Raw genomic sequence first — 14,953 nt, 5'->3', positions numbered from 1 at the left:
GCCTGGAGGGCGCCGTCGAGTACGTGAAGGGCATCACGGACGCCGAGCTGGTCGATCTGCTCCGCACGGCCGAGGTCGCCTGCCTACCGTCGCTGTACGAGGGCTTCTCGCTGCCGGCCGCCGAGGCCATGGCCACGGGCACCCCGCTGGTCGCGACCACCGGCGGGGCGATCCCCGAGGTCGCCGGACGCGACGGGGAGACCTGTCTCGCGGTGCCGCCCGGGGACGCGGGGGCGCTGGCCGCCGGGCTGAGCAGACTGCTGGGCGACCCGGAGCTCCGCGTGCGGCTCGGTACGGCGGGACGTCTGCGGGTGCTGGAGAAGTTCACGTGGGCCCGCGCCGCCGAAGGAACGGTTTCCCGGTACCGCGAGGCCATCGCACGTTCCGCGGGCACGGCCGGCGGCCGTCCCGCCGCGGGCGCCGACCGCACCGCGGTCGTGAACACCGGTCGCTCCGCGGCCGCAACGAGCGCCGCGCCCGCGGCCTCGACGACTGACACCGGCGTCTATCCCGAAAGCAGGGCCACGTGCTGACCGTCGACTTCTCCCGGTTCCCGCTCGCCCCGGGCGACCGCGTCCTGGACCTCGGCTGCGGAGCCGGCCGGCACGCCTTCGAGTGCTACCGGCGCGGTGCCCAGGTCGTGGCCCTGGACCAGAACGGTGAGGAGATCCGAGAGGTCGCCAAGTGGTTCGCCGCGATGAAGGAGGCGGGTGAGGCCCCGGCCGGGGCCACCGCGACCGCGATGGAGGGCGACGCCCTCGCCCTGCCCTTCCCGGACGACTCCTTCGACGTCGTCATCATCTCCGAGGTGATGGAGCACATCCCCGACGACAAGGGCGTACTGGCGGAGATGGTCCGCGTGCTCAAGCCGGGCGGCCGCATCGCCATCACCGTTCCGCGCTACGGCCCCGAGAAGGTCTGCTGGGCGCTGTCCGACGCCTACCACGAGGTCGAGGGCGGCCACATCCGCATCTACAAGGCCGACGAACTGCTGGCGAAGATCCGCGGGGCCGGTCTGCGTCCGTACGGCTCCCACCACGCCCACGCCCTGCACTCCCCGTACTGGTGGCTGAAGTGCGCGTTCGGCGTCGACAACGACAAGGCGCTGCCGGTGCGCGCGTACCACAAGCTGCTGGTCTGGGACATCATGAAGAAGCCCCTGGCCACCCGGGTCGCGGAGCAGGCCCTGAACCCGCTCATCGGCAAGAGCTTCGTGGTGTACGCGACCAAGCCGCACCTGCCCCTGCTTCCCGAGGCTTCCGAGGTGGCCGCCAAGTGACGACGCCCCGGACAGAACACCTGGTCCTGCCCGGGGTCCTCACCGCCGAGCAGGCTGCCGCGACCGTGCGCGGCATCCTCGCCGTGCAGCGGGAGGACGGCGCCATCCCGTGGTTCCGCGGGCACCATCTGGACCCGTGGGACCACACCGAGGCGGCCATGGCGCTGGACGCCGCGGGCGAGCACGAGGCCGCGGAACGCGCCTACCTCTGGCTGGCCACGCACCAGCACGAGGACGGTTCCTGGTACGCGGCGTACGCGGACGGGGCCCACGACGACGTCACCGACCGGGCCCGCGAGTCCAACTTCGTGGCGTACATAGCCGTGGGCGTCTGGCACCACTACCTGTCCACCGGGGACGACACGTTCCTCGACCGCATGTGGCCGTCCGTCCACGCGGCGACCGAGTGGGTGCTGCGGCTGCAGCAGCCCGGCGGCCAGATCGGCTGGCGGCGCGAGGACGACGGCACGCCCACCGCGGACGCGCTGCTGACCGGCAGCTCCTCCATCCACCACGCCCTGCGCTGCGCGCTCGCCATCGCCGAGCAGCGCGAGGAGCCGCAGCCGGACTGGGAGTTGGCGCTGGGTGCGCTGCGGCACGCGATACGCCGCCACCCGGACCGGTTCCTGGACAAGGACCGCTACTCGATGGACTGGTACTACCCGGTCCTGGGCGGCGCGCTGACCGGCGCGGAGGCCAAGTCCCGCGTGGAGGAGTCCTGGGACCGCTTCGTGGTGCCCGGCCTCGGCGTGCGCTGCGTGGTCCCCAACCCATGGGTGACGGGCGGCGAGTCCGCCGAACTGGCCCTGGCCCTCTGGGCGATGGGCGAGTCCGACCGGGCCCTGGAGATCCTCCAGTCCATCCAGCACCTCCGTGACCCCGCGACCGGCCTCTACTGGACGGGCTACGTCTTCGACGACGATGCCGTCTGGCCCCAGGAACTCACCTCCTGGACAGCGGGATCCCTCCTGCTGGCAGTAGCCGCCCTGGGCGGTCACGAGGCCACCTGCGCGGTCTTCGGCGGCGAACACCTGCCCAGGGGCCTGGACCCGGACTGCTGCCCCTAGCACCAGCCCCGCGCCCCGCACCAGGGGCGCGGGGAACTGCGCGACGGGCCCCGGCCGACCCGCACACGAGGCCCGGCAGCGCAACCCGAGTTCTCAGGGGCCCCGGCCCCACGCGGAGCTAGTGGCGGTGGATCCGGTTGGCGATCGCGTGGCCCACGAACAGGTAGACGACGGCCGCGAGGCCGTACCCTGCCACGACACGGGCCCACGCCGCGTCGAACGTGAACAGGTCGTGCGACCAGCCCGCCAGCCACGAGGCCGCACCGTGGACGAACTGGACCAGGTCGTTGGCGCGGTTCGCGTCCAGCAGGTACATCAGGATCCACAGGCCCAGGATGAAGGCCATGACGTCGGCGACGACCGCTATGACCGTTCCGGCCTGGTTGGCGCTGCTGCGATATCTGGTTGACATGTACTTCGGGTTGCCGCTCGTTCCCTTGTGAAACAGGGAAGGTGAAACCCGTACCGGATTCCCCCAAGTGGCGTAGTTGCCCGACCTGGGTGAGCCTGCCAGGGGAGACACATCTGCTCGGGGAGGACATCCCGGAGGACCCAGTGCCCGTACACATGCGGCGCCTCTTCGTGGCGCTCACACTGTGCTGTGCCCTGCTCGCCGGTGCCACCGCCTGCGGGAGCAGCGAGACCACCACCCGGGAGACCGCGGCGGTCGCGGCCGCCGCCACGCCCAGTCCCAGCACGTCCGCCGAGAAGCAGAAGTTCGCCAAGACCCGCTTCGTGGCGAACGCCGCCCTCGCGGCCGGGGCCACGTACCAGTGGATCGTGAAGCCCTGGAAGGCCGGCAAGTTCAAGAAGGGAGCGAAGGGGCGCAGGCTCGCCCTCGTCAAGGCCGGTCTCGCCGGCGCCTTCGCCTACAACCGGCTCAAGGCGGCCGTGAAGAACGCCAAGGGCGACCCGGCACTCTCCAAGGCCCTCGTACCGCTCACCGCGGGCATCGAATCCCTCAAGAGCCTGCCGTCCAAGCTGCGCAGCGGCGACACCGACGCGGCCGCCTCCTTCGACGACATCATCAACAAGGTGAAGGACGCGGGCAAGAGCGCCGGCGCCGAGGTCAAGAACAAGGTGCCGTCGGCCGGTCAGCTCACCGGAGGCTAGGAGTTGAGCTCCGCCAGGACACGCAGTGTGTGAGGGTCCGGCGACAGGGCCAGCAGGTCCGTCACCGGGCCCTTGCGCCATGACTCCAGCCGCTCGGCGACGCGTTCGCGCGGACCGACCAGGGATATCTCGTCGGCGAAGGCATCCGGGACGGCCAGCACCGCCTCCTCGCGCCGCCCCGACAGGAACAGCTCCTGGATCCGCCGGGCCTCCTCCTCGTACCCCATGCGCGCCATGAGGTCGGCGTGGAAGTTGCGGGCCGCGTGGCCCATCCCGCCGATGTAGAAGCCGAGCATGGCCTTCACCGGCAGCAGGCCCTCGGCCACGTCGTCGCAGACCCGGACCTGGGCCATGGGGGCGACCCGGAAGCCCTCGGGGAGGTCCGCGACCGCCTCGCCGTACGCCTCCGGTCGGGACGGCGACCAGTACAGCGGCAGCCAGCCGTCCGCGATGCGGATCGTCTGGGCCACGTTCTTGGGCCCTTCGGCGCCCAGCAGGACGGGCAGGTCGGGGCGGAGGGGGTGAGTGATCGGCTTCAGCGGCTTGCCGAGTCCGGTGCCGTCCGGGCCCCGGTACGGGTGGGAGTGGAACCGCCCGGCCGACTCCACCGGCGCCTCACGCCGCAGCACCTGCCGTACGACGTCGACGTACTCCCGGGTCGCGGTCAGCGGCGAGCTCGGGAACGGGCGGCCGTACCAGCCCTCCACGACCTGCGGCCCGGAGAGGCCCAGGCCGAGCATCAACCGCCCGCCGGACAGATGGTCCAGGGTCAGCGCGTGCATGGCGGTGGTGGTCGGCGAGCGGGCCGCCATCTGGGCAACCGCCGTACCCAGCCGGATCCTTGAGGTCTGCGCGGCGATCCAGGTGAGCGGGGTGAACGCGTCGGAGCCCCACGACTCGGCCGTCCACACGGAGTCGTACCCGAGCCGCTCCGCCTCCCGCGCCAGCGGCACATGGTCCGCGGAGGGGCCGCGCCCCCAGTATCCGAGTGCCAGCCCTAGCCGCATTCCCGCCTCCTGACGGTACGTCAGATACTTCGGCGACTGTACGACAACGGCCCCCCGCCCGGAAGGGCGAGGGGCCGTGTGCGACGGTCGGGGAGGCTCAGCCGCGCTGGATCCCCGAGGTGTCCTGCAGGACGCCACGGCGGCCGTCCTGGGTCTGCGCGACCAGCTGCGCCCCGCGCTGCTCGACCGCCAGGTACCAGGTGCCCGGTGCCAGTTCGGCGATCGGCGTGGGCGAGCCGTCCTCGCCGAACAGCGGCCGCGCCACCGGCACGGCGAACCAGAACGGCGAGAAGTCCGGGGCGGGCGGCTGCGGTTGCGGCTGCGCCGGGGCCGGAGACGGCTGCCCGAACGGCTGCCCCTGCTGCGGCTGGCCACCGTAGGACGGCTGCGGCTGCTGGGCACCCGGGTAGCCGTAACCACCCTGGGGCTGGGCGCCGTAGGGCTGCGGGGCGGCGGGCGTGGAGGTGGAGGCGGAGACCAGGGCGGCCTGGAGGGCGGGAACCAGCGGCGTGGCGACGGCCGCGGCGGCCAGGGCCAGCGCGGCGATCAGGCCGAGGATCAGGCCGGAGCCCGCGCCGACGTCAGAGCTGCCGAAGGTGTCGCTGAACGCGCCCAGTGGGTCGATGATTGACCAGAACGAGGTCCACGCGGCGAAGACCGTGAGCGCGACGCCGACCTGACCGAGGTCGAGACCGACGACCTTGCGCGGCTGCGGGAGCGCGCGGGCGACGACGATCAGGGCCGCGCCGGCAATACCGCCGACGTACATGCTCATCACGAGGCCGAGGTTGTCCCAGGCGTTCGGGGCATCGCTGCCGGACTTGTCGAACGTGTCGAGGAACGAGGCGATGAACAGCAATACCGCTGCTCCGATCACCACGCCGTCGCCTCGAGTGAGGGAGCGGATATTCACTTCAGGTCCTTCGTGAGTCGTCTCGTCGGTAGAGGCGTCGCTGTCACCCTGTCGCCGTCAGGCCCCGGTGTGAAGCGCGGGGGTGGCCCCTCATCATACGGATGACACTATCGTCCGTACGATCACGGTGTCCGCCCGGATCCGCCCGCCGATCACTACCCGCGCAGGAAACTCACGATTCCCTCAGAGATCCCCTGCGCCGCCTTCTGCCGCCAGGTACCGCTGGTCAGCAACGCCGCGTCCTTCGTATCGCGCATGTTGCCGCACTCGATGAACACCTTGGGAACCGTTGACAGATTGAGACCGCCCAGGTCCTCACGCGTGACGAGACCGGTGCCGTCGCCCACGTAGTTGGAGGGTGCGCTGCCCGTGACGCGCACGAAGTTGCCCGCGATGCGCTCGCCCAGGTCGCGAGAGGGGCCGACGATCGGACGGGTGTCCGCGGCTCCCGCGTGCACGGACGCCGGGAGGATGACGTGGAAGCCCCGGTCGCCCTCCGCGGCCCCGTCCGCGTGGATCGAAATGGCCGCGTCCGCATGCGCGTTGTTGCCGAACCGGGCACGCTGGTCCACGCACGGTCCCCAGGAGGGGTCGTCCCCGTCGCGGGTGAGCTTCACCGTCGCACCCTGCTTCTCCAGCAGGTCGCGCAGCCGGTGGGCCACGTCCATCGTGAACCGGGCCTCCGTGTAACCCGAGTTGGTGGACGTGCCGGTGGTGTCGCACTCCTTCCAGTTCGTACCGATGTCCACCTGGCGGTTGATCTCGGCCGTGTGCTGGAAGTTGCCGGGGTTGTGCCCCGGGTCGATGACGACCACCTTGCCCTTGAGGGGGCCGGAGGCGGCGGGGGCGGAGGAGCCGGACTTCTTCGACGTCGGACTCGGCTTCTTGCCGTCGTCCGTCGGCGAGGCCGAGGACGACCGGGCCGAGGGGGCGGAGGACGAGGACGCGGAGGAACCGGCGGTACCCGCCCTGTCCGAGCCGCCGGGGTCACCCGGGTCGCCCACCGCCTCGTAGACGAGCCAGCCGAGCAGCGCACCGGGCACCAGCGCGGCGAGCGCGACGGTCAGCGGCGCGCGCCGGCGGCGCGGCTGAGGAGGATCGAAGTCCGGGCCTACGTACGACATGGCTGCCACCCTAGGGCCTGTCCGCGGCGAGCCGTGCGCGAGACACCACGGCGGCTCAGAAGCTGCCGATGATCAGCCATCCGGCTACCCCGAGCACGGCCAGGCACCCCGCGATGCCGACGGCCTTCCCGAGCCCCTCGCGTCCGGAGCCCTCCAGTACCCGCCCGAGGATTCCGACGAGCGGTGCCCCGAAGACGATCAGGAGTATGCCGATCAGGAAGTCCATGTTCCCCACCCCCTGTGACGGATCACTCCCCAGTGATCCGGAGGCGCGATCATAGCGCCGGTCGGATCCCCGTCCGCCGGAGCACGCGCAGCGACCCGTGCGCCGACACCTCGGTGAACGCGCCCGACTCCAGCGCGCGGAGGTAGACGCGGTAGGGGGCCTGGCCGGTGAACTCGTCCTCCGGTTCGGGGAACACGTCGTGGATGACGAGGAGGCCGCCCTCGGCGACATGGGGGGCCCAGCCCTCGTAGTCGGCGGTGGCGTGCTCGTCGGTGTGGCCGCCGTCGATGAAGACCAGGCCGAGGGGGGAGTTCCAGAAGGCGGCGATCTGCGGCGAGCGGCCGACCAGCGCCACGACGTGCTCCTCGAGGCCCGCCCGGTGCAGGGTGCGACGGAACGTGGGCAGCGTGTCCATCAGGCCGATCTCGGGGTCGACCGTCTCCGGGTCGTGGTACTCCCAGCCCGGCTGCTGCTCCTCGCTGCCCCGGTGGTGGTCGACGGTGAGCGCGGTGACCCCGGACTGCCGGGCCGCGTCCGCGAACAGGATCGTCGAACGTCCGCAGTACGTCCCGACCTCCAGCAGCGGCAGCCCCAGCCGGCCGGCCTCCACGGCGGCCGCGTACAGCGCGAGCCCCTCGTCCACGGGCATGAACCCCTTCGCGGCCTCGAACGCGGCCAGGATCTCCGGCTTGGGTGCCGCGGGCATGGGGTTCCTCTCGGTCGTACGACGCTCTCGCCGCCCCATGCTTCCGTACCCCCGGCCGCGGGGGCGACAGGGGGTACGGGTGGTGTGGATCTCAGGGGGATCCCGGCGCGACCCGGGCGGGATCCCGGCGCGACCCTGGCGGCCGTCAGGCGCTGACCGTCTCACCCGGCAGCGAGAGGTCCAGCTCGACCGGGGTCTCGTCGCCCGTGTGGGTCGCCGAGGACGCGTGCGGGCCGTGGCCCGCGGCCCTGGCGGCCAGGACGTAGGGGCCCTCGGCGGGGACGACGAGGGCGTAGCTGCCGTCCTCCGCGGAGAGCGTGGCACCCGCCTGGCGGCCGCGGCGGTCGATCAGGGTGACCTTGGCGCGGGCCACCGGGGTGCCCTCGGCGTCCAGGACGCGGCCGCGGAAGCCGCGCAGGACCTCCTCGGCGTGCGCGATGCCCGCCTCCTCCTCGCTGCTGGCGCGCAGCTGCGTGTGCTGCGCCGGGCGGCTCTGGCTCGGCAGGAACAGGGCGAGCAGCAGGCCCACGGCGACCGCGGCCGTCGCGATCAGGAAGGAGACGTGGAAGCCGCGCATGGTCGGGATCGCCACGCCCCCCACGTTGTTCGCGGTGTTGGCCAGCACCATGCCGATGACGGCGCTGGAGACGGACGTGCCGATGGACCGCATCAGCGTGTTGAGGCCGTTGGCCGCGCCGGTCTCGGAGGCCGGGACCGCGCCGACGATCAGGGCGGGCAGCGAGGAGTACGCCAGCCCGATGCCCGCGCCCAGGACCACCGCGATGACCAGGCTCTGCCAGGCGGCGCTCATCAGGCCGAGGCCGGAGCCGTAGCCGATCGCGATGATCAGCATGCCGAGGATCAGGGTGACCTTGGGGCCGTACTTGGCCGAGAGCCGGGCGTAGACGGGAGCCGTGAACATCATCGTCAGGCCGAGCGGCGCCACGAGCAGACCGGCGACGACCATCGACTGGCCGAGGCCGTAGCCGGTGGCCCTGGGCAGCTGGAGCAGCTGGGGCAGGACGAGCGAGACGACGTAGAAGCTGACGCCCACCATGATCGAGGCGAGGTTGGTCAGCAGCACCTCACGGCGGGCGGTGGTGCGCAGGTCGACCAGCGGAGCCGCGGTGCGCAGCTCGAACACGCCCCACAGGAGCAGGACGACGACCGACGCCGCGAACAGGCCGAGCGTGGTGGGCGAGGACCAGCCCCAGTCGCTGCCCTTGGTGATCGGGAGGAGCAGCAGGACCAGACCGGTCGACAGGCCCAGCGCGCCCAGCAGGTCGAAGGAGCCCTCGGCGCGCATCGGGGACTCCGGCACGACGAGGAGGGTGAGGGCTATGGAGAGCGCACCGAGGCCGGCGGCACCGTAGAAGAGGGCGTGCCAGTCGGCGTGCTGCGCGACCAGGGCAGCGAGCGGCAGCGCGAGACCGCCGCCGACGCCGATCGAGGAGCTCATCAGGGCCATCGCCGAGCCGAGCCGCTCGCGCGGCAGCATGTCGCGCATCAGCCCGATGCCCAGTGGGATCGCGCCCATGGCGAAGCCCTGGAGCGTGCGGCCCACGATCATCGTGAGCAGCTGGCTGGTGAGGGCGCTGATCAGCGCGCCGACCACCATCACGGCGAGGCTGAGGATCAGCATGCGCCGCTTGCCGTAGAGGTCGCCGAGGCGGCCCATGATCGGGGTGGCGACCGCGCCCGAGAGAAGTGTCGAGGTCAGTACCCAGGTGGCATTGCTCGGCGCGGTGTCCAGCAGCTGCGGCAGGTCCTTGATGACCGGGACGAGCAGGGTCTGCATCACCGCGACCACGATGCCCGCGAAGGCGAGCACCGGGACCAGGGCCCCGCTCGCTGTGCGGGTCGGCCGGTCGGTCGTCGTGTGCGTCATGGGGTGAGGCCTCCAGTGAGATAAGTGCCCGGTAAACCTCGTATGCACGGGCAACTATTCCGTTGCTTCGGGCCTCTAACGAATCCTTGACCAGCTCATGGGTATCTGATCCTCCGTCAAGGGCTGGTATGCCAATGGAACACGTTCTAGTCTTCGCGTCATGAAGGCCTATGTCGCCGGGGTCGGGATGACGCGGTTCGAGAAGCCCGAGACCCGTGAATGGCAGTACTGGGACATGGTCGGAGAAGCGGGCGGCGCCGCCCTCGCGGACGCCGGAGTCGCGTACACGGAGGTGGAACAGGTTCCCGTCGGCTACTGTTTCCAGCCCTCCACCGCCGGCCAGCGGGCGGCCTATGAGCTGGGTCTCACCGGTGTCCCCGTCTACAACGTCAACAACAACTGCGCGACCGGCTCCACCGCGCTGATGCTGGCGCGGCAGCTCGTCGAGGGCGGGGCCGCCGACTGCGTCCTGGCGCTGGGCTTCGAGAAGATGAAGAAGGGCGCGCTCGGGAGTGGGGCCGACGGGGGAGACTTCTCGACCTCTCCGGTCGCCCGGCACTACGGCATCATGGCCGCCCGGCACGGCTTCGAGATGACCCCGCCGACCGCGCAGATCTTCGGCGACGCGGCCCGCGAGCACATGGAGCGCCACGGCACGACCGAGGCGCAGCTCGCCGCCGTGGCCGCCAAGAACCACCGGCACTCCGCGCACAACCCGTACGCCCAGTTCCGGGACGTGTACGAGGTGGACGACATCCTCGCCGCGCCCACCGTCCACCGCCCGCTGACCAGGCTCCAGTGCTCGCCGACCTCGGACGGTGCCGCGGCGGCGGTGGTGGTCTCGGAGCGGTTCGCGCGGCGGCGCGGGCTCACCGGCCTCGTCGAGATCGTCGCGCAGGCGATGACCACCGACACCGAGGAGTCCTTCGCGTCGGGCTCGTGCATCGACGTCGTCGGACAGCCCATGTCCCGCGCGGCGGCACGCCAGGTGTACGAACGCTCCGGCCTCGGCATCGAGGACGTGGACGTCGTCGAGCTCCACGACTGCTTCTCCGTCAACGAACTGCTGACGTACGAGGCGCTCGGCATGTGCGAACCCGGCGAGTCCGGAAAACTCGTCGAGTCGGGCGCGACCACGTACGGCGGGCGGTGGGTGGTGAACCCCTCGGGCGGGCTCATCTCCAAGGGCCATCCGCTGGGTGCCACCGGCCTCGCGCAGGTCGCCGAGCTGGTCTGGCAGCTGCGGGGCCGGGCGGGCGAGCGGCAGGTGCCGGACGCCCGGGTGGGCCTGGCGCACAACATCGGACTGGGCGGAGCGGCGGTCGTGACACTGGTCCGTGCGGTGTAGGCCGTTCGGCCGAGGCGCGGTGGGGCGAAATTCCGATGCAAGGACCGTAACCCGGTTGAGAGCATGACACCCATGCTCGAAGCCGCCGACACCTCCCTCATACGCCCGCGCACCACGCCCCCCACCTGGCTGGTGGTGGCCCTCGCGTGCGCCGGACAGTTCCTGGTCGTGCTGGACGTGTCCGTCGTCAATGTGGCGCTGCCGTCCATGCGGGCCGACCTCGGTCTGAGCCCGTCCGGACTGCAGTGGGTGGTGAACGCGTACGCGATCGCCTTCGCCGGGTTCATGCTGCTCGGCGGGCGGGCCGGCGATCTCTACGGACGCAAGCGGATGTTCCTGGTCGGGCTCGGGCTGTTCACGCTGGCCTCGCTGGGTGGCGGACTGGCCCAGGACGGCTGGCAGCTGCTCCTCGCGCGGGCCGCGCAGGGGCTGGGTGCCGCGGTGCTGGCGCCCTCGACGCTGACGCTGCTGACGGCGGCGGTGCCGGAGGGCGCGGCGCGGGCGCGGGCGATCGCCACCTGGACCGCGGTGGGCGCGGGCGGCGGCGCGGCGGGCGGTCTGGTCGGCGGGGTGCTCGTCGACGTGCTGTCGTGGCGGTGGGTGCTGCTCATCAACGTGCCGGTGGGCGCCGTGGTGCTGGCCGGCTCCCTGATGTGGCTGGTGGAGAGCCGGGCGGGGGACGGGCGCCGGCTGGATCTGCCGGGCGCGCTGCTGGTGACGGGCGGGCTCGGAACGCTGGCCTACGGGATCGTGCAGACCGAGGCGCAGGGGTGGACGGCCATGGCCACGCTGGTGCCGCTGGCCGCCGGGCTCGCGCTGATCGGACTGTTCCTCGTCGTGGAGGCGCGTACGGCGGCCCCGCTGATGCCGCTCGGGCTGCTGCGGCTGCGCTCGGTGGCCTCGGCGAACGCGGCCATGTTCGTGTGCGGTTCGGCGATGTTCTGCATGTGGTACTTCATGACGCTGTACGCCCAGAACGTGCTCGGCTACTCGCCGCTGGACGCCGGACTCGCCCTGGTGCCCAGCTCCCTGGCCGTGGTCGTCGGCTCGAAGCTGGCGCCGCGCCTGATGCCGGTGGCCGGAGCGCGTACGCTGGCGGCCCTGGGCACGGTGGTGGCGGCCGCCGGGTTCGGCTGGCAGTCGACGATGAGCGCGCACGGGGACTATCTGACGGCGATCATGTTCCCGGGGATCCTGATGATGCTGGGGGCGGGCCTGGCCGCGACGCCGCTCGCCTCGCTGGCCACGTCGGGCGCGGCCCCGGGGGACGCCGGCCTGGTGTCCGGGCTGGTCAACACCTCGCGCACGATGGGCGGTTCGCTGGGGCTCGCCGTCATGTCGACGATCGCGGCGGCGCGCACCGGGAGCGACGGCGGTGCCGGGGCGCTGACGGAGGGCTACGCGCTGGCCTTCCGTACGGGCACCGGGGTGCTGCTCGGCGGGGTGGTGCTCATGCTGCTGTGGCTGCCGGGACGAACTTCGGTGACTTCCGCGAAGTGAGGCGTGGAGGAGGCAACGATCCGGGCGGCCCGTGGACTCCTTTGTACATCTAGGAGGTGCCCATGGGGGATCGGAAGAAGGCTCGGGACGAGGAGTTCCAGAGCTTCGTCGTCGGCCGCTGGCCGCGGCTGATGCGTACGGCATTTCTCCTCACGGGGGAGCAGCACGCCGCCGAGGACCTGGTCCAGACGACGCTCGAACAGGTCTATGTGGCCTGGCGCAGGGTCGGCTCCGCGGACGACCCGGAGGCCTACGTACGGCGCGTGATGATCAACGCGCACGCACGCAGGCACCGCAGAAGGCTGAAGGAGTTCCTGGCGCCTAAGGACGACTCGGGCCTGGCGCACGAGGTGGCCGACACCGGTGACCGCATCTCCCAGGCCGACGACCGCGGCGCCCTGTTGAAAGCCCTCGCCCAGCTGCCCGCCCGACAGCGGGAGGCGGTGGTCCTGCGGTACTGGGAGGACCTGACGGAGACGCAGACGGCCGAGGCGATGGGCTGCTCGGTCGGCACGGTCAAGAGCAACGCGGCCAAGGGGATCGCGAAACTCCGCGCCATACCGGGGCTGGCCGAGACGGTGACGCAGGGAGGGCGGAAGTGATGAGCGCGGACCGGGAGAGGAACCACGACATGACGCAGACGGACATCGCCTTCCTCCTCGCGGACGCCGCGGACGAGGTCGAGGTCGGTATAGCCCCCGTGCAGGCGGTGATGCGCGGCGGACGGCGGCGCAGGGCGCGGCGCTGGGCGGTGGCGGCGGCCACGGCCCTGGTACTGGCCGGGTCGACGGGCGGCACACTGGCGCTGACCGGGCTGCCGGGCGGGCACGGGGACAAGGGGGCGTCGGTGGCCACGCAGCCGGCTTCGCCGGAGGCGCGGCATGTGTACGAGCCGCAGTACACCGAGATCGCCTGGGGGAACTACCGGGGCAGGGAGTGGAGCGTCGGTGTCTGGGTCTGGGGGGCGCCGCGCAATGCGCCGGAGGCCATGAGGCAGTTCAGCGAGATGTCCGACCGGGGACTGAGGCCCCCGGCCTTCAAGGCGGTCGAGTTGATCGGCAGGACGTCGTACATGGCCACCTCGAGGTATGGCACCGACCGCAACCAGGATGTGCTCCACGGTACGGGCAGGAAGTTGAAGCGCATGACCGGCACCCACCTGGAGGCCGCGACGACGTTCCTGGGGGAGTTCGGCGACAGCAAGAACCGGCATCGCCTCGTGGTCGGCATGGTCGCCAAGAGCGCCCGGGAGGTCACCTGCCACTGGAAGGACGGCACGTCGTCCGTGGCCCGCGGCGTCCCCGCGGACTCCGCCGCCCGTGCCATGACCCCCAAGGACGCGGCCATCCGCCCGGTCGACGGCTTCCCGACGGCGAACTGGTTCGTGTGCGTGGCGCCGGAGGGGACGTCCTACGATCCGCTCCACGGGGTGGAGGTGACCAAGTAGGCCTTCGGGAGGTCACAGCCACCCCTGCTGACGGGCCTCCCTCACCGCCTCCGTCCGGTTGCGGGTGCCCGTCTTGCCGATGGCGGAGGACAGGTAGTTGCGGACCGTCGACTCGGACAGATGCAGCCTGCCGGCGATGTCGGCGACGGTCGCGCCGTCCACCGACGCCCTCAGCACATCGCACTCGCGGGCGGTGAGCGGACTGGGCCCGGCGCTGAGCGCGGCCGCGGCCAGCGCCGGGTCGACCACGGTCTCCCCGGTGAGCACGCGCCGGATCGCCTCGGCCAGTTCCTCCACCGGCCCGTCCTTGACCAGGAATCCCGCGGCCCCGGCCTCCATGGCCCGGCGCAGATAGCCGGGCCGGCCGAAGGTGGTCAGGATCAGCACCCGGCAGTCGGGCGCCTGATCCCGCAGTTCCGCCGCCGCGTCCAGCCCGCTCATGCCGGGCAGTTCGATGTCGAGCAGGGCCACGTCCGGCCGGTGCAGCAGCGCGGCGTCCACGATCGCGTCGCCGGTGGCGACCTGGGCGACCACCTCGATGTCGTCCTCCATGCCGAGCAGCAGGGCCAGGGCGCCGCGCATCATGCCCTGGTCCTCGGCCAGCAGGACCCGGATGTTCTTCACGGCCCAAGCCTAGCCAAGGGTGGCCTATTCAAAGACTCGTCATTGTTCGGGTCCGCAGGGGTTGACGGCCCCTGGCGGTGCGCAAACAATCGCCTCTGCATTTCCGGTAATTGTTCGGCATTTCGACGTCGAATTGGTTCGGTATTTCGGTCGAACGACGTCCGATATTTCGACCACCCCCGCACTGCCCTACGAGGAACCGAAGAGGTGCACCGTGTTCACGAGACTCCCGCGCTCACGTCCCCGGCGGCCGGGAAGGGCCGCCCTGTCCCTCCTGGCGGCCTTCGCGACCGTCGCCGCCCTGCTGTTCGGTGTCGGCGCCCCGCAGGCCGCCGCCGCGAGCTCGCTGCCCTGTGACATCTACGCCGCCGCGGGCACCCCCTGTGTCGCCGCGCACAGCCTGGTCCGGGCGCTGTACTCGTCCTACGGCGGCTCGCTCTACCAGGTGCAGCGCGCCTCCGACGGCGCCACCGCGAACATCGGGTTGCTGACGGCCGGCGGATACGCCGACGCCGCCGCCCAGGACACCTTCTGCTCCGGCACGACCTGCATCATCACCAAGATCTACGACCAGTCCTCGCGCCACAACGATCTCACCGTCGAGGGTGCGGGCGGGGCGGGCGCGGCCGATGTGGGGGCGCCCCCGGGCGCGGGGCCCGGGGCGGCCCGCGGGGCCCCGGGGGGAGGGCGGGGGATGTACGCCCGGTGGGG

The 14,953-nt window shown here is 71.7% G+C and carries 17 protein-coding genes; 9 read left to right on the top strand and 8 right to left on the bottom strand.

Annotation, left to right across the window (positions count from 1 at the left end; all coding sequences use genetic code 11):
* From ACFW2E_RS10050 to ACFW2E_RS10040, 3 genes are all read left to right on the top strand, one after another.
* Positions 1 to 533, top strand: a 533-nt coding sequence (locus ACFW2E_RS10050; RefSeq protein ID WP_384464189.1) for a glycosyltransferase family 4 protein, incomplete at its 5' end; no start/stop codon positions are given.
* Positions 527 to 1,279 (top strand): class I SAM-dependent methyltransferase, encoded by a 753-nt coding sequence (locus ACFW2E_RS10045; RefSeq protein WP_384464186.1) that lies wholly within the window; start codon positions 527 to 529, stop codon positions 1,277 to 1,279. The genes ACFW2E_RS10050 and ACFW2E_RS10045, both read left to right, overlap by 7 nt.
* Positions 1,276 to 2,346, top strand: coding sequence for a prenyltransferase (locus ACFW2E_RS10040; protein WP_384464183.1), 1,071 nt, complete (start codon positions 1,276 to 1,278; stop codon positions 2,344 to 2,346). The genes ACFW2E_RS10045 and ACFW2E_RS10040 overlap by 4 nt, the downstream gene beginning before the upstream one ends.
* 118 nt (positions 2,347 to 2,464) lie before the next feature.
* On the opposite strand, the gene ACFW2E_RS10035 is transcribed toward ACFW2E_RS10040, so the two are convergent.
* Positions 2,465 to 2,758 (bottom strand): hypothetical protein, encoded by a 294-nt coding sequence (locus tag ACFW2E_RS10035; protein WP_384464180.1) that lies wholly within the window; start codon positions 2,756 to 2,758, stop codon positions 2,465 to 2,467.
* Between the two features lie 143 nt (positions 2,759 to 2,901).
* Here ACFW2E_RS10035 and ACFW2E_RS10030 point away from each other — a divergent pair, with 143 nt between their 5' ends.
* On the top strand, positions 2,902 to 3,459 hold the full coding sequence (locus tag ACFW2E_RS10030; RefSeq protein WP_384464177.1) for a hypothetical protein: 558 nt from the start codon (positions 2,902 to 2,904) through the stop codon (positions 3,457 to 3,459).
* Here the strand turns inward: ACFW2E_RS10030 and ACFW2E_RS10025 are convergent.
* The 6 genes from ACFW2E_RS10025 to ACFW2E_RS10000 all read right to left on the bottom strand — a co-directional run bounded on the left by ACFW2E_RS10025 (position 3,456) and on the right by ACFW2E_RS10000 (position 9,323).
* On the bottom strand, positions 3,456 to 4,466 hold the full coding sequence (locus tag ACFW2E_RS10025; RefSeq protein ID WP_384464174.1) for an LLM class F420-dependent oxidoreductase: 1,011 nt from the start codon (positions 4,464 to 4,466) through the stop codon (positions 3,456 to 3,458). The two genes, ACFW2E_RS10030 and ACFW2E_RS10025, sit on opposite strands and share 4 nt — an antisense overlap.
* 97 nt (positions 4,467 to 4,563) lie before the next feature.
* Positions 4,564 to 5,379, bottom strand: coding sequence for a hypothetical protein (locus tag ACFW2E_RS10020; protein WP_384464171.1), 816 nt, complete (start codon positions 5,377 to 5,379; stop codon positions 4,564 to 4,566).
* A 155-nt stretch (positions 5,380 to 5,534) separates the two neighbouring features.
* A complete protein-coding gene (locus ACFW2E_RS10015) occupies positions 5,535 to 6,503 on the bottom strand; it encodes an N-acetylmuramoyl-L-alanine amidase (RefSeq protein WP_384464169.1) in 969 nt (322 codons plus the stop codon).
* A gap of 55 nt (positions 6,504 to 6,558) precedes the next feature.
* On the bottom strand, positions 6,559 to 6,729 hold the full coding sequence (locus tag ACFW2E_RS10010; protein ID WP_384464166.1) for a hypothetical protein: 171 nt from the start codon (positions 6,727 to 6,729) through the stop codon (positions 6,559 to 6,561).
* Positions 6,730 to 6,778: 49 nt separating this feature from the next.
* The gene (locus ACFW2E_RS10005) at positions 6,779 to 7,435 is read right to left on the bottom strand and encodes a class I SAM-dependent methyltransferase (RefSeq protein WP_384464163.1); all 657 of its coding nucleotides are present in this window, start codon (positions 7,433 to 7,435) and stop codon (positions 6,779 to 6,781) included.
* 145 nt (positions 7,436 to 7,580) lie between these two features.
* Entirely contained in the window at positions 7,581 to 9,323 is a 1,743-nt protein-coding gene (locus tag ACFW2E_RS10000; RefSeq protein ID WP_384464160.1) for an MFS transporter, read from the bottom strand.
* A gap of 160 nt (positions 9,324 to 9,483) precedes the next feature.
* Here ACFW2E_RS10000 and ACFW2E_RS09995 point away from each other — a divergent pair, with 160 nt between their 5' ends.
* From ACFW2E_RS09995 to ACFW2E_RS09980, 4 genes are all read left to right on the top strand, one after another.
* A complete protein-coding gene (locus ACFW2E_RS09995) occupies positions 9,484 to 10,671 on the top strand; it encodes a lipid-transfer protein (protein WP_384464157.1) in 1,188 nt (395 codons plus the stop codon).
* Between the two features lie 63 nt (positions 10,672 to 10,734).
* Complete coding sequence (locus ACFW2E_RS09990) at positions 10,735 to 12,171, top strand: MFS transporter (RefSeq protein ID WP_384464154.1); 1,437 nt, start codon at positions 10,735 to 10,737, stop codon at positions 12,169 to 12,171.
* 62 nt (positions 12,172 to 12,233) lie between these two features.
* The gene (locus ACFW2E_RS09985; protein WP_384464152.1) at positions 12,234 to 12,773 is read left to right on the top strand and encodes a SigE family RNA polymerase sigma factor; all 540 of its coding nucleotides are present in this window, start codon (positions 12,234 to 12,236) and stop codon (positions 12,771 to 12,773) included.
* 29 nt (positions 12,774 to 12,802) lie between these two features.
* Positions 12,803 to 13,618, top strand: a complete 816-nt coding sequence (locus ACFW2E_RS09980; RefSeq protein WP_384464149.1) for a hypothetical protein — start codon at positions 12,803 to 12,805, stop codon at positions 13,616 to 13,618.
* Between the two features lie 12 nt (positions 13,619 to 13,630).
* Here ACFW2E_RS09980 and ACFW2E_RS09975 read toward each other — a convergent pair whose 3' ends face one another.
* On the bottom strand, positions 13,631 to 14,242 hold the full coding sequence (locus tag ACFW2E_RS09975; protein ID WP_384464146.1) for a response regulator: 612 nt from the start codon (positions 14,240 to 14,242) through the stop codon (positions 13,631 to 13,633).
* A gap of 214 nt (positions 14,243 to 14,456) precedes the next feature.
* Between ACFW2E_RS09975 and ACFW2E_RS09970 the strand changes: the two genes are divergently transcribed.
* Positions 14,457 to 14,953, top strand: a 497-nt coding sequence (locus ACFW2E_RS09970) for an arabinofuranosidase catalytic domain-containing protein (RefSeq protein WP_384464143.1), incomplete at its 3' end; no start/stop codon positions are given.

The sequence above is a fragment of the Streptomyces sp. NPDC058964 genome (genome assembly GCF_042741275.1).
GTDB lineage: Bacteria > Actinomycetota > Actinomycetes > Streptomycetales > Streptomycetaceae > Streptomyces.
Note: the sequence above shows the minus strand (reverse complement) of the source record. Positions and strands in the feature narration are given on the sequence as shown.

What these genes read in the sequence shown, in the direction of transcription:
- ACFW2E_RS10035 (WP_384464180.1), bottom strand. Translation starts at nt 2,758, where the DNA reads ATGTCAACCAGATATCGCAGCAGCGCCAACCAGGCCGGAACGGTCATA.
- ACFW2E_RS10025 (WP_384464174.1), bottom strand. Translation starts at nt 4,466, where the DNA reads ATGCGGCTAGGGCTGGCACTCGGATACTGGGGGCGCGGCCCCTCCGCG.
- ACFW2E_RS10015 (WP_384464169.1), bottom strand. Translation starts at nt 6,503, where the DNA reads ATGTCGTACGTAGGCCCGGACTTCGATCCTCCTCAGCCGCGCCGCCGG.
- ACFW2E_RS10010 (WP_384464166.1), bottom strand. Translation starts at nt 6,729, where the DNA reads ATGGACTTCCTGATCGGCATACTCCTGATCGTCTTCGGGGCACCGCTC.
- ACFW2E_RS10005 (WP_384464163.1), bottom strand. Translation starts at nt 7,435, where the DNA reads ATGCCCGCGGCACCCAAGCCGGAGATCCTGGCCGCGTTCGAGGCCGCG.
- ACFW2E_RS10000 (WP_384464160.1), bottom strand. Translation starts at nt 9,323, where the DNA reads ATGACGCACACGACGACCGACCGGCCGACCCGCACAGCGAGCGGGGCC.
- ACFW2E_RS09995 (WP_384464157.1), top strand. Translation starts at nt 9,484, where the DNA reads ATGAAGGCCTATGTCGCCGGGGTCGGGATGACGCGGTTCGAGAAGCCC.
- ACFW2E_RS09990 (WP_384464154.1), top strand. Translation starts at nt 10,735, where the DNA reads ATGACACCCATGCTCGAAGCCGCCGACACCTCCCTCATACGCCCGCGC.
- ACFW2E_RS09985 (WP_384464152.1), top strand. Translation starts at nt 12,234, where the DNA reads ATGGGGGATCGGAAGAAGGCTCGGGACGAGGAGTTCCAGAGCTTCGTC.
- ACFW2E_RS09980 (WP_384464149.1), top strand. Translation starts at nt 12,803, where the DNA reads ATGACGCAGACGGACATCGCCTTCCTCCTCGCGGACGCCGCGGACGAG.